This is a genomic window from Mycobacterium sp. NGS24, assembly GCF_059813065.1.
This window is the reverse complement of the sequence record NZ_JCALDW010000002.1, coordinates 338186-350309: the sequence shown is the minus strand read 5'-3', so window position 1 is coordinate 350309 and position 12124 is coordinate 338186. Positions and strand designations below refer to the sequence as shown.

At 62.5% G+C, this 12124-nt stretch carries 9 protein-coding genes; 4 read left to right on the top strand and 5 right to left on the bottom strand.

Features of this window, described 5'->3' with window-relative positions; translation table 11 throughout:
- Positions 1-5: 5 nt before the first annotated feature.
- Genes AC5Y6Y_RS04445 through AC5Y6Y_RS04435 form a run of 3 tightly spaced genes read right to left on the bottom strand, consistent with a single transcriptional unit; the run spans position 6 to position 2481 of the window.
- Positions 6-797, bottom strand: coding sequence for an ABC transporter permease (locus tag AC5Y6Y_RS04445; RefSeq protein WP_463825128.1), 792 nt, complete (start codon positions 795-797; stop codon positions 6-8).
- A complete protein-coding gene (locus AC5Y6Y_RS04440) occupies positions 794-1537 on the bottom strand; it encodes an ABC transporter permease (RefSeq protein ID WP_463825129.1) in 744 nt (247 codons plus the stop codon). Before AC5Y6Y_RS04440 ends, AC5Y6Y_RS04445 begins: the two co-directional genes overlap by 4 nt.
- Entirely contained in the window at positions 1534-2481 is a 948-nt protein-coding gene (locus AC5Y6Y_RS04435; RefSeq protein ID WP_473139628.1) for an ATP-binding cassette domain-containing protein, read from the bottom strand. Before AC5Y6Y_RS04435 ends, AC5Y6Y_RS04440 begins: the two co-directional genes overlap by 4 nt.
- A 195-nt stretch (positions 2482-2676) precedes the next feature.
- On the opposite strand from AC5Y6Y_RS04435, the gene AC5Y6Y_RS04430 reads away from it, so the two are divergent.
- The 4 genes from AC5Y6Y_RS04430 (at position 2677) to AC5Y6Y_RS04415 (ending at position 7247) form a co-directional block, all read left to right on the top strand.
- Entirely contained in the window at positions 2677-3339 is a 663-nt protein-coding gene (locus AC5Y6Y_RS04430; RefSeq protein ID WP_473139629.1) for a class I SAM-dependent methyltransferase, read from the top strand.
- Positions 3340-3345: 6 nt separating this feature from the next.
- Complete coding sequence (locus AC5Y6Y_RS04425) at positions 3346-4581, top strand: glycosyltransferase (protein ID WP_473139630.1); 1236 nt, start codon at positions 3346-3348, stop codon at positions 4579-4581.
- Positions 4582-4656: 75 nt separating this feature from the next.
- The gene (locus tag AC5Y6Y_RS04420; RefSeq protein WP_473139631.1) at positions 4657-5436 is read left to right on the top strand and encodes a glycosyltransferase family protein; all 780 of its coding nucleotides are present in this window, start codon (positions 4657-4659) and stop codon (positions 5434-5436) included.
- 53 nt (positions 5437-5489) lie between these two features.
- Positions 5490-7247, top strand: a complete 1758-nt coding sequence (locus tag AC5Y6Y_RS04415) for an AMP-binding protein (RefSeq protein ID WP_463825134.1) — start codon at positions 5490-5492, stop codon at positions 7245-7247.
- Between the two features lie 6 nt (positions 7248-7253).
- Here AC5Y6Y_RS04415 and AC5Y6Y_RS04410 read toward each other — a convergent pair whose 3' ends face one another.
- Complete coding sequence (locus AC5Y6Y_RS04410) at positions 7254-10739, bottom strand: MMPL/RND family transporter (protein ID WP_463825135.1); 3486 nt, start codon at positions 10737-10739, stop codon at positions 7254-7256.
- An 87-nt stretch (positions 10740-10826) separates the two neighbouring features.
- The gene (locus tag AC5Y6Y_RS04405) at positions 10827-12098 is read right to left on the bottom strand and encodes a glycosyltransferase (RefSeq protein ID WP_463825136.1); all 1272 of its coding nucleotides are present in this window, start codon (positions 12096-12098) and stop codon (positions 10827-10829) included.
- Positions 12099-12124: the final 26 nt, after the last annotated feature.

Sequence of the window (12124 nt, the reverse complement as noted above, 5' to 3'; positions counted from 1 at the left end):
CTAACTCACGCGCTGCACTCAGCGGCAACCCGGTAACCGCGCACCGCAAGCGGAATAAAGAGCCCGATCAACGCGATCGCCCAGCCGAGCGTCAGCGCCAAGGGCAGCAGGACGGGGCCTTCGTGGGCCAGAGCGCGCATGACTTCGATCGGCGGTGACATGGGCTGCACCCGAACCACCGGCTGGATCCAGTGTGGAAACAGCGCGACAGGGGTGGTCCCTGAGCTGATGAACACCAGCGAGGTGATCGCAGCGGCCAGGTACGTCACGATGGCGCGTCCGTTGCTGCGCACCGCCAGGGTCAGCACCAGAGCGGTGAAGCCGACCACCACGAGCGGCGGAATGACGATGTACGCCAGCGCGGTGTGCCAACCGTGCGCAAAGCGCAGCCCCATCGCCGTTCCGACGGCAGTGATCAGGATCGTGCCCATCAGTGCGCGTGCCGCTTCGGCGATCAACCGTCCGCCGATCGCGCTGGCCCGGTGCACCGGCAGCACCCACATGCGGCTGAGCAACCCCGACGACCGCTCCATCGGGATGCCGACGGCGCCACCCAACGCACCGAACATCCCGGCCAGAACCGCGCACATCGGGACCAGGCCGTAGATGCTGTCGACGCCGGTGACTTTATGGATCTGCTCACCGAGCACGGCCTTGTAGACCACTAGCAGGCAGATCGGCAGAATCACCGTCGCCAGCACCGCCGCTGGTTCGCGACGCCACCGGATCATGATCCGACCGGCGTGCAGCCAGCTCTGACTCAACAGAGCATTCAACGAGCCGACCTGCGAGCTCATCGTCCACGCCTCTGCATCCGCAGGGTGATTGCGCCGAAAATCAAGAACATGCCCAAACACCATCCCAAGGCCGCCTTCGCATGGTCGACAGGTACTTGTCCGCTCGCCAACCCGCGCAGCGTTTCCGCGGTCTGGGACACCGGCTGGTTGCGCACGAACGGCCGCACCCACTCGGGGAAAGTCTTCTCCGGTGCCACTCCAGTAGACAGCAGAATCAGCATCAACTGGGGGATCAGCAGCAGTTGACTCGTTGTTTCGATGCTGCCCCCGCTGGACCCCAAGGCGTCAGCGCCCAACGACACGGCCAGGCAAAGGACCAGGGCGAGCAGGATGAAAGCCAGTCCATAGACCGGTCCGCCGGCCATCCGGAAGCCGAATGCATATCCGGCGATCATGGTCGCGGTGAGGGCTATCGACGCCCGCACCAGCGTGGCTGTGATGCGCGCGCCAACCGGTGCCATGGCGGTGATCGGCATAGTCCGCAACCGTGTGCCCAGCCCGAACCAGCGATCGCGGCCCGCACGGTCTGCGGTGAGCGCTGCGGCCATGATCATCGACTGAACCACCACTGCGGGTAACACGTACTGCGGGTAGGTCAGACGCCCGGTATCGATGAGGCCGTGGGTGGCCATCGTCAGCCCGACCAGGCTGATGATGGGCACGAATATCTCGAAGATGATTCCGGCATCGCGCAGCGTAGTGCGCAGAGATCGCTCGGTGAGGGCAACCAGCGCTGTCATGATTGCGGGACGGTCTGATTGGTCAGGTGCAGGAATGCTTCATCGAGCGAAGGCTTGCGTAGCGAGATGTCGGCGATCTCGATTCCGATCGAGTCGAGCCGGCGAAATACCTCGCCCAGAGTGGCCACGCCATCGCGGGCAAGCACTGACACCGAGTTGTTATCGGCATCGAGGTCGATGCCGTCGAGCCCGGCCAGCGCCTCAGCAACCTGGGGCAGATCAGAGGGGTTGGCGGGCGTCACCTCGCAGTAGCTCATGCCCACCTGGCGCTTGAGTTCCGCGGCGGTCCCATTGGCGATTACCTGTCCGTGGTCGAAAACCACGATGGAATCGCTCAACACGTCGGCCTCTTCGAGGTACTGCGTGGTGAGCAGCACCGTGACATCCTGCTCGGCCAGCGAACTGACGATGCTCCACACGTCGCGCCTGCTACGGGGGTCAAGGCCCGTGGTGGGCTCGTCGAGGAACAGCACTTTGGGTGTGACCACCAACGCACTGGCCAAGTCGACACGTCGCCACATGCCGCCGGAGAAGGTCGATACCCGCCGGTCGGCGGCCGCGACGAGGTCGAATTGACCGATCAGCTCGTCAGCGCGGGCTTTGGCTTGCTTACGGCCGAGTCCCCGCATCCTGCCGAACAGAACCAGGTTCTCCCGGGCGGTCAACATCGGGTCCACCGCGGTGAACTGCCCGGTGATACCGATCTCCGAGCGCACCTTGGCCGCCTGCCGGGTGACGTCGTACCCGGCGACCATTGCGCGGCCCGATGAGGGACGGAGCAGCGTGCACAGGATGTTCAGGGTAGTTGTCTTGCCGGCGCCGTTATGGCCCAGGATCGCGCACACCGACCCCGCGGGAACGGAGAAATCCACCCCACGCAGCGCGTAGGCGTTACCTCCGAATGTCTTTGTGAGGCCATCGACCTCGACCGCAAGTTGGCCCACCGGCCGAGTATTTCATGACCGGTAGTCCCACGCTGGATTATCGCCACAATCGTCAAAATTCCGGCCGTCCCGCAGGTCGGCGGTATCGCTGGCCAGCGGGGCGGGGAAAAGTTGCACGCTAGTGCCTGAAATCGCCCTGCCACCAGCGGCTGGACTGATACTCTACGACCTTCACTGCCCAGCGAATGGAACGACATGACCGCGCTGCAACGCTCTTTCACCGAGGATGGTCCGCGGCCGGACCGCCGCGCCAGATTGCGACGCGCCGGGCGGCGAGCGCAGGCCACACTCATGCCGTGGTCCCCTCGGGTGCTGGGAAAGCGGCTGGAAAGCCAGGCCCGGACGCTGGGTGACCACATCAACCGGGGCGACACGGTCCTGGACGTCGGATGCGAGACGGGGCACCTGTGCAAATACCTCGCAGAGATGCACGGGGCGACCGCATCCGGCATCGACGTCCACGACGCGACGACGATCCCGATCGACTTCAGTGTGTTCGACGGCAGATCAATACCTTTCGAGGACAATGCGTTTGACCACGTTGTGCTCAGTTTCGTGCTGCACCACGCAAACGACCCGATGGCGTTGATCAAGGAATGCCGGCGAGTGGCACGACGCAGCATCATCGCGTTTGAGGATCTGCCCGAGACGAGGGTGGAAAAACTGCTGACCAAAGGCCATATCGGCTTGTTCAGAGTGGCTTACCGACTAGAAGCTGCCGGCGACTACCGCACAGCGCTCGAGTGGATCGAAAAAAACGCCCTCGAAGTCTCCGAAACGCCGCTGCCGCTGGACTGGTTCGACGTGCTGTACCGGGTTCCGCACGTCATGCTGGTCTACAAACTTGCGAATGACTGAAGGACGATGAGATTCGTCCTTGCCAGCTGCGGGACGCGGGGCGACGTCGAGCCCTGCGCAGCGGTGGGTCTTGAGCTGCTGCGTCGAGGGCATGACGTCGTGATGGCCACTCCGCCTGATCAAGTCGGCTTCGTTCAGAAAATGGGGCTGGCGGCGGTTCCCATGGGTCCGCCCACTGGGGACATACCGGATGTTTTCGTCACCCCGTGGTCTGTCAAAGACCCCATCAAACCCGTTCGCGATGCGATGGAACACATCCACCAGCGGTGGGCCGATGTGAGTGAGACATTGAAATCGCTGGCCGCCGGGGCCGACCTGATCTTCACCGGTGTCTCTTATCAGGAATCCGCCGCCAACGTCGCTGAGTATTACGACATTCCGGTTGCTGCATGGCATCACGTCCCGATGCGGCCCAATGGCCACCTGATCTCTGTGGTGCCGGCGCCGTTGCTCAGATCTGCGATGCGGGTGACCGATTGGGCGCAGTGGCGCTTGATCAAACGCCCAGAGGATGCGCAACGGCGCGACCTCGGCCTACCGCACACCACCGCGCCAGCATCACGGCGGATGGCGCAGCGCGGATCGCTGGAGATACAGGCTTACGACGCGCTGTGTTTTCCCGGCCTGAGTGAGGAATGGACTGCACAGCGCCCGTTTGTCGGGGCACTTACCGCAGAGTTGCCAACGGACTCGGACGACGAGACGCTGGCGTGGATTGCCTCGGGCACCCCACCGATCTACTTCGGATTCGGCAGCATGCCAGTGGAATCGCCGGCCGACATGGTGCGCATGATCACCACGGCCTGCGCGGAACTCCACCAGCGCGCTCTAATCTGTTCTGGCGCAACCGATTACACCGACCTGCCCAATTCGGATCGGGTCAAGGTCGTACGCGGTGTGAGCCATAGCGTCGTTTTCCCCAAATGCCGGGCAGTAGTCCATCACGGCGGCGCCGGCACTACCGCTGCGGGACTGCGCGCCGGAGTGCCGACCCTGATCCTGTGGGTTGCTTCTGACCAACCGATATGGGCGACGGTGGTGCGGCGGCTCAAAGTTGGTAAAGCTCGCCGCTTTTCACGCACGACCGCGAAAACTCTGACGAAAGATCTGCGGCGGGTCCTGAGCGCGCAGCCGGTTGGCCGAGCCCGCGACGTTGCCGCAGAGCTGACGACAGCCACTACCAGCGTCGTGACTGCGGCCGACCTGCTCGAGCAGGCCGGTCGTGGTAAACGATTCCGCTGATATGAGTCCCGCATCCGTTCCGCTCGGTCTGCTATGCCGGCCCGGAGTGGTTACCGTCAATGTACGGTTGCTGGCGTGTCGGTTCTGATCACCGTCCCGGTCTTTGGGCAACACGAGTACACGCACGCCTTGGTAGGCGATCTGGAACGCGAAGGCGCCGACTACTTGATCGTCGACAATCGAGGCGATTACCCCCGGATCGGCAACGAACGCGTAGACACACCCGGGGAGAATCTCGGCTGGACGGGCGGTAGTGAATACGGCTTTCGAATTGCCTTCTCAGAGGGTTACTCCCATGCGATGACCCTCAATAACGACACCCGGATCTCGAAAGGCTTCGTCGCCGGCTTGCTCGATCCGAGGCTGCCCGACGACGCCGGGATCGTCGGCCCGATGTTCGACCACGGGTACCCGTACGCGATGGACGAGCAGAAGCCCCACGCCGCGGATTACCGGCCGCGGCCGCAATATCGCGTAGTGCCCTCCGTGGAGGGAACCGCCCTGGTGGTCTCCCGCGAATGCTGGGAGGAAACCGGCGGTATGAACCTGGTGGACTTCAAGCAGTACGGGTGGGGGCCCGACCTCGACCTCGCGTTCCGGGCACGCCGGGCCGGATTCGGGGTGTACACCACGGAAATGGCCTATATCAACCACTTTGGACGCAAGACCGCAAACGCGCACTACGGCGCGTGGCGGTATGAGTTGTGGGCAAATATCGCGATGCTGCAAGGGTTGCGGCGGCTGCACGGCTCGGGCGCTGCGCTTAATATCATGCGCCAGATCGGCCTGGCTCACGATCGCAAATGGCATAGGCCAATCCCGCTGATTAACCCCACTGGCCAGGCGGCCGACTGATCTGGATACCTTGACGGTTCCTGAACGGAAACCAACGGGTCGAAGGTAACGTGATGTCCGTGGTTGAGTCCTCCCTTCCCGGCGTGCTGCGTGAGCGCGCCAGTCTGCAGCCCAACGACACGGCGTTCACATATGTGGATTACGAGCAGGACTGGGACGGCGTTCGTACCTCATTGACGTGGGCGCAGTTGTACCGGCGAGTGTCGAACCTGGCCGAAGATCTCAAGGCTTACGGTTCGACGGGCGATCGGGCGCTCATCCTGGCGCCACAGGGGCTCGAGTACCTCGTCAGTTTCTTGGCTGCGATGCAGGCAAACCTGATCGCGGTTCCGCTGTCGGTACCTTACGGCGGTGCCCACGACGAGCGGACCGTTTCGGTTCTGGCCGACACCTCGCCGGCCGTCATCTTGACGACCTCAACCGTGGCGGAGAACGTCCGAGAGGTGGTGGAGGCAAACGGACCGGCTACCAAACCGGCGATTGTCGAGGTTGACGGGCTGGACTTGGATTCACGGCGGAGACCTTCGGGGCCACGGTCACGGTCCGCGCGGAATGAACAACCGGATTTTCTTTACCTGCAATACACGTCCGGATCGACCCGTACGCCTGCCGGCGTCATGGTCAACAACCGAAACGTCTTCGCCAACTATGAGCAGATCATCGGGGACTTCTTCAAGGCTCGGGGCGGTGTCGCGCCCCCGGGCCTGACGATTGTGTCCTGGTTGCCCATGTATCACGACATGGGACTGCTGCTGGGGATCGTCATGCCGATCCTGGGTGGCTTCACCACGGTGCTATCCAGCCCGGTGGGCTTCCTGCAACGGCCGCTGCGTTGGTTGCAGCTCATGGCCGAGCCTGAGTGCACCGTCTCGGCAGGCCCCAACTTTGCCTTCGAACTAGCCGTGCGCAAGACGAGGAACGAGGACCTGTCCGGACTCGATCTCGGGGGACTGCACAGCATTCTCAATGGCAGCGAACGGGTGCAACCGGCGACGCTCAAGCGATTCACGGACCGATTCGCACCGTTCAATTTTCCGCCGGAGGCACACCGTCCGTCTTATGGGATGGCCGAAGCCACCGTGTACATCGCCACCCGCGAACCTGGAAATCCGCCAGAAATCGGCTACTTCGACAGCGACAAGTTGCCCGAGGGTACCGCGGTCCGGTGTGAGATCGGGTCGGGCACACCATTGGTGAGCTACGGTTCACCCCAATCCATGGACGTTCGCATTGTGGACGCCGACACCGGTCGGGAATGCCCAGAGGGAACCGTCGGTGAAATCTGGGCGTCCGGCGACAATGTCGCAGCCGGATACTGGCAGAAACCTGAAGAGACACAACGTGTTTTCGCGGCAAAGATCGTTGACCCGGCACCGGAAACGCGCGAAGGCCCCTGGCTGCGGACCGGCGACTCCGGGTTCGTCTCTGACGGTGAGCTTTTCATCATTGGCCGCATCAAGGATCTGCTGATCGTCTACGGCCGCAATCATTCTCCCGATGACATCGAAGCGACCATCCAGGAGATCACCTCGGGCCGCTGCGCCGCGATAGCCGTTCCCGACAAGGGCATCGAGAAGCTGGTTGCCATCATCGAACTCAAGAAGCGCGACGACAGCGCGGAATCGGTGGACCGCCTGCACGACGTCAAACGTGAGGTAACTTCAGCGATTTCGAAGTCTCATGGACTGAAGGTCTCGGACCTGGTGCTGGTGTCGCCCGGCTCGATTCCGATCACCACAAGCGGCAAGATCCGGCGATCCCAATGCGTCGAGTTGTACCAACAGGACGTATTCGCCCGCCTGGATGCCTAGCCGGCATTACGTCAGAGGCGCGCTTCCGCTGCCATTCGATTCGCCGTTGCCGGCGCCATTGCCCACCGTCGCTGCGACGACCGGTTGTTGGGGGATGACGCTGTAGCCGAACAGCGGCAGTGAATGACCGAGGAATTCGTCCTCGTGCTTCTTTTTCTTCTTGCCGTTGGAATTGACCGGGGCTGAAGCTCCCCACTGCAGATCATCGGTGAGTTGTTTGCGCACCCCGGTGAGGTCGAACAGCGGAAGCGAGTGGCTGGGTTCGAAGTGGCCCGGCCGGCGGTTCTTGGTAGCGGCGCCCGCCGGTCGCTTCCGCCGGTTGGCGGGCGCGGTGGCGCGGGTCCGTGTTTTCGGCGGCGGTCTCCGCTTGGCCGGGTCCGGAATCAAATGAAGCCTGATCAGATGGGGGGAGATCTTCTTCCACGTCTGCTGCAGCTTCTCGTTGAGCACGTCGTTTCCGGAGCCGTCCAATTTCGACGGCCACCAGTTTTTCTGACCGATCATGGCGGCCAAGGCCGGTACGGTAATGGTCCGCACCAAGAAGGTGTCGATCACAATGCCGATGCCGATGATGAAGCCGGCTTCCTGCATGGTGCTGATGCTGGCGGACAGCAGGCCGAACATCGATGCCGCGAAGATCAGCCCTGCCGAGGTGATCACGCCACCAGTGGTTCCCACGGTGCGGATGACGCCGAAGCGCACCCCGTGCGGCGACTCGTCGCGTATTCGCGAGATCAGCAACATGTTGTAATCCGCACCGACGGCGACGAGCAGGATGAACGAGAGCCCGGGCAGACTCCAGTGCAGTTCCTTACCCAGTAGGAACTGGAATACCAGAACGCCGATGCCCAACGCCGACATATACGAAAGCAGCACTGAGGCAATCAGATACAGCGGTGCGACAATAGCGCGCAGCAGAAGCACCAAGATCAGGAACACGATGACGATGGTGGCGATGATGATGAAGTTCATGTCGGCGTTGTAATAGTCGCGAGTGTCCCGAAGTCCCGTCGGAACTCCCGCGACCATGATTTTCGCGTCCGACAACTCGGTGTTCGGTGTGGCTGCGCGCGCTGCCTTCTCGATCGCGGTGATCTGGTCCATCGCGGCAGTGCTGAACGGACTGAGCCCGCTTTGAATGAAGTATCGCGCCGCGTGACCGTCAGGCGAGATGAACAGCTGGGCGCCCTTCTTGTACTCCTCCCTGGTCGTGATCTGCGGGGGGAGGTGGAAGCCCGCCATGGACGGCTTGCTGGCGTCGTGCTTCATCTCCAGCAGGAACCCGGACGCTTCATTCAGACCCGACCCGATCCGTCGGGTCTGATCTACCAGCTCCTTGACTCCGAAGGCCAAGGCACGGCTACCGTCTGCGAGGGCATTGGAACCTGCTTGGGCCTGGTTCATGGTGGACTGCAGGTTCTTGATGGTCTTGAGGGCGTCGGAGGCTTGAGTCAGCATCTGCTGAATCTTGGCCAGCGTTTGACCAATAGTCGAAGCTTGTTCCGCCGCTTGCAGATTGCGCGCCATCGCCTTGATGGACAGCAATGTTCCGTTGTCATCGGCGGAAACCATTGCCGCCAGGCCGGCGCGTGAATTCACACACGCCGGATCGATATTGCAATCGGGGCTGGCATAGAGCGCTCGGACCATCGGCCCGGCCCAAGCGGCCACGTTCTCCGCATTCGTGGTCGAGGCGTTCAAGCTGTCGCTGAGGTTCTTCATCTGACCGGTGAACCGTGCGCCCTGCTCCAGCGCGCTGATGGCTTTGTCGCCGCCCAGCATCTGCTCCATGGCGGTCAGTGCCGCGACTGTTCCGCTGAGGCTGGAGACGGCGCCGGTGACTTGGTCGCGAAGCTGGGAGAGAGCGTCCGCCAATTGGTTCGCGCCGCCGACCAACCGGTCCAGGTCACCCCCGTGATTCTCGATCTGGTTGGAAGCTTCGTCGAGTTTGCCACCGACTTCACCGGCCTGCCACGACACCTTCATCTGTTCCAGCGGTTCCCCATTGGGCCGCGTCAGGCCGCGCACCATCGTGATGTCCGGGACTTGACTGACCCGACCGGCCACCTGCTCCAGATCCGCCAGCGCCGACGGTGTCCGCAAGTCGTGGGATGACTGGATGAACAACATCATCGGAGTCATCGCGTTCATCGGGTAGTGCTTGTTCATCGCCTCGTAGCCCTTGGAGCTGTCGACCTCGTCCGGCAACGATTTGAGGTCGTCGTAGTTGTAACGCACGGCTCCCATGCAGGCGGCGAGGGCAATGAGCACGACAAGACTGGCGGCCAGATGGATGCGCGGCTTGCGCACGATGCGGATTCCCGAGCGCCGCCACAGTTGGGTGGTGAGGTCGCGGCGCGGCTTGATCCAGCCACGCCTGCCCGCGAGTACCAGCACTGCGGGCAGGAACGTCACTGCCGCCAGCAGCGACACCACGATCGAGATCGAAATTGCCGGACCGATCGCGGAGAACACTTCGAGTTTGGTGAACACCATCGCCAGGAAGGTGACCGCGACGGTGGCGGCGGACGCGGCGATCACTTTGCCGATCGACATCAACGCCTTCTTGACCGCGATGTCGGAATCGTCGCCGTGCCTCAAATAGTCGTGATACCGACTGATGAGGAAGACGGCGTAGTCCGTTCCGGCGCCCATCATGACCGCGGTCATGAAGACGATGACCTGCAAATTGGTGTCCAGGCCGAGTTCAGCTGCGCCAGAGAGCACGCCCTGGGCGGTGGCCAGCGAAATGCCGATCGTCGCAAGCGGAATGAACATCGTCACGATGTTCCGATAGATCACGATCAGGATGATCAGCACACTGAGGACGGTGGCGATCTCGATGAAGTGAATATCTTCCTGACCGATGTCGGTGATGTCGGAGATGGTGGCCAACGGCCCGCTGAGGTCGGCGTGCAGTGTCGTGCCGGCCACGGTTTGTTTGACAATCGCAGCTACCCGCTTGTAGGTGGCCAGGGTGGCCGGATCGTTCTGGTCCCCAGGAACATTCACCGGCAGGATGAACGCTTTGCCGTCCTTGGCGACCAATAGCTTGCGCATCTCCGGGTCGTCGAGGGCGTTCTGCACGGACATCTTGTCCTGCGTGTCTTCGTTGAGTTTGGTGACGAGTTTTCGGTAGGTGGCGTCGTCGTCGGGGGTCAGACCCTTCTCGTTGGTCAAGACGACCATCAGCAGGGCAGTGGGCGTCGCCGCTGCGGCGGTCGAATCGCTTTTCTCTTCTTGCTTGCCGTCGGGTGTCGTGCTCCACGCCTTGGCCATCTCTCTGGCGACGACCATCGTCGGGGCATCGTCAGGGAACGGACTGGGCGGGTGTTTTCCCGCTTGTACCTGCAGCGGCGGGAAGGAAAGGAAGAGCACCACCGCCACGGCGATCCATGCTCCGATGGTGAGCCACGGATACCGCACCACGAACTGACCTAGGCGGTCGTAGATCCCCCCGACCTTGGCAGCCTCACTAGAACCGCTCGACACCCCTACAAACCTACAAGGTCATTCCGGTCTCGGTGGGGTAACGAGGCGCCGCCGTCAATCGTGACGTTAGCGTTACACCTGTCGCGGTCATGAGAGCTTTCCGCTCCCGCGTACTGGTACTGCCGAGCCAGATTGACGAACCTTCTCCTCGATCAGATCCGCGGCCTTCTGCACGCTGACCGCTGTCGGGGTCATGCGTTTCGCCATCTCGCGAGCGCGATTGACGTACTTGGGCTCGAGAATTTTGCGCAGATCTTTCAGCAGTGATTGTTTGGTGACGCCGGCGAATCGTCGCGCTTTGCCGATCCTGAGCTTGACCACCTGGGCTGCCCACAGGGGCTGTTCGGCGCTGATCCAGAGCACCAGGGTGGGCACGCCGGCTTTCATCCCGGCCGCGAGAGTGCCGGGGCCACCGTGGTGAACAACGGCGCGACACTTCGGAAAGACGGCGGCGTGGTTGGCGTCGGCGACGAGTTTGACGTTGTCGGGAACCGGGATGTCACCCAGATCGGTGACACCGCCGCAAATCAGAGCGCGAGTGCCCAATTCGGCACAGACTTCGCTGATCAAAGCGACTGTGTTCTCGGGGGTTTCCACCCGCATACTGCCGAAGCCGAAGTAGATCGGTGGGGTGCCGTCGGCGATCCAGGACAGGACTTCGTCGTCGGAGGAGGTCGGCAACTCCAGCGTCAGCGCGCCGACGAACGGACGCTGGTCACCCCACTCTTCCTTGAGCCCGGGAAAGAACACGTCGTCGTAGCCCTGGATCTCCAACCATCCGTGCCGGCCGATCCGCTTCGCGGACGACACCTTGGTGGTCGGCATGCCCAGCGCGCGGCGCTGCTCGTTCTCGGGCCCCTTGGTCATCAACCAGTACAGGCCATAGACCCCTCGCATCACGGTGCGGATTGCCGGCGGCGGAAGCAACGGAAGGATGTGTCCGTGTACGCGCTGCGGAAAGTAGTGCAGTGCGGCCAACGGGATATCGAGGTATTCGCAGACGTTCGCCGGAACACCCTGATAAGTCTGGCCCGAGACGATGACGTCGGCATCCTTGGCCAGTGCCACCAAGGTTTCACCCATCTCAGCCCAGCCCCGGGTGAGGTACTCCGCGCCCGGACGTAGCACACCGAGCGGATTGCGGACCCGCCAGAAGCTGCGGAAGATCTCTTCCTCTAACTGCGCATGCGAATCCGGGCCATAGGCAACGGCTTTCAGGCCCGCCGACTCGACGAAGCGAACGAGATTCGGCGGCACCGCCATCTGCACTTCGTGCCCCCGACGCTGAAGCTCTGCACCGACCGCAGCGCAGGGTTCAACGTCGCCGCGGGTGCCATGGACGGCGAGGACAGCTTTCATTGCCGGTAATCAACTCCGTTAAATCT

What these genes read in the sequence shown, in the direction of transcription:
- AC5Y6Y_RS04430 (WP_473139629.1), top strand. Translation starts at nt 2,677, where the DNA reads ATGACCGCGCTGCAACGCTCTTTCACCGAGGATGGTCCGCGGCCGGAC.
- AC5Y6Y_RS04445 (WP_463825128.1), bottom strand. Translation starts at nt 797, where the DNA reads ATGAGCTCGCAGGTCGGCTCGTTGAATGCTCTGTTGAGTCAGAGCTGG.
- AC5Y6Y_RS04405 (WP_463825136.1), bottom strand. Translation starts at nt 12,098, where the DNA reads ATGAAAGCTGTCCTCGCCGTCCATGGCACCCGCGGCGACGTTGAACCC.
- AC5Y6Y_RS04415 (WP_463825134.1), top strand. Translation starts at nt 5,490, where the DNA reads ATGTCCGTGGTTGAGTCCTCCCTTCCCGGCGTGCTGCGTGAGCGCGCC.
- AC5Y6Y_RS04440 (WP_463825129.1), bottom strand. Translation starts at nt 1,537, where the DNA reads ATGACAGCGCTGGTTGCCCTCACCGAGCGATCTCTGCGCACTACGCTG.
- AC5Y6Y_RS04425 (WP_473139630.1), top strand. Translation starts at nt 3,346, where the DNA reads ATGAGATTCGTCCTTGCCAGCTGCGGGACGCGGGGCGACGTCGAGCCC.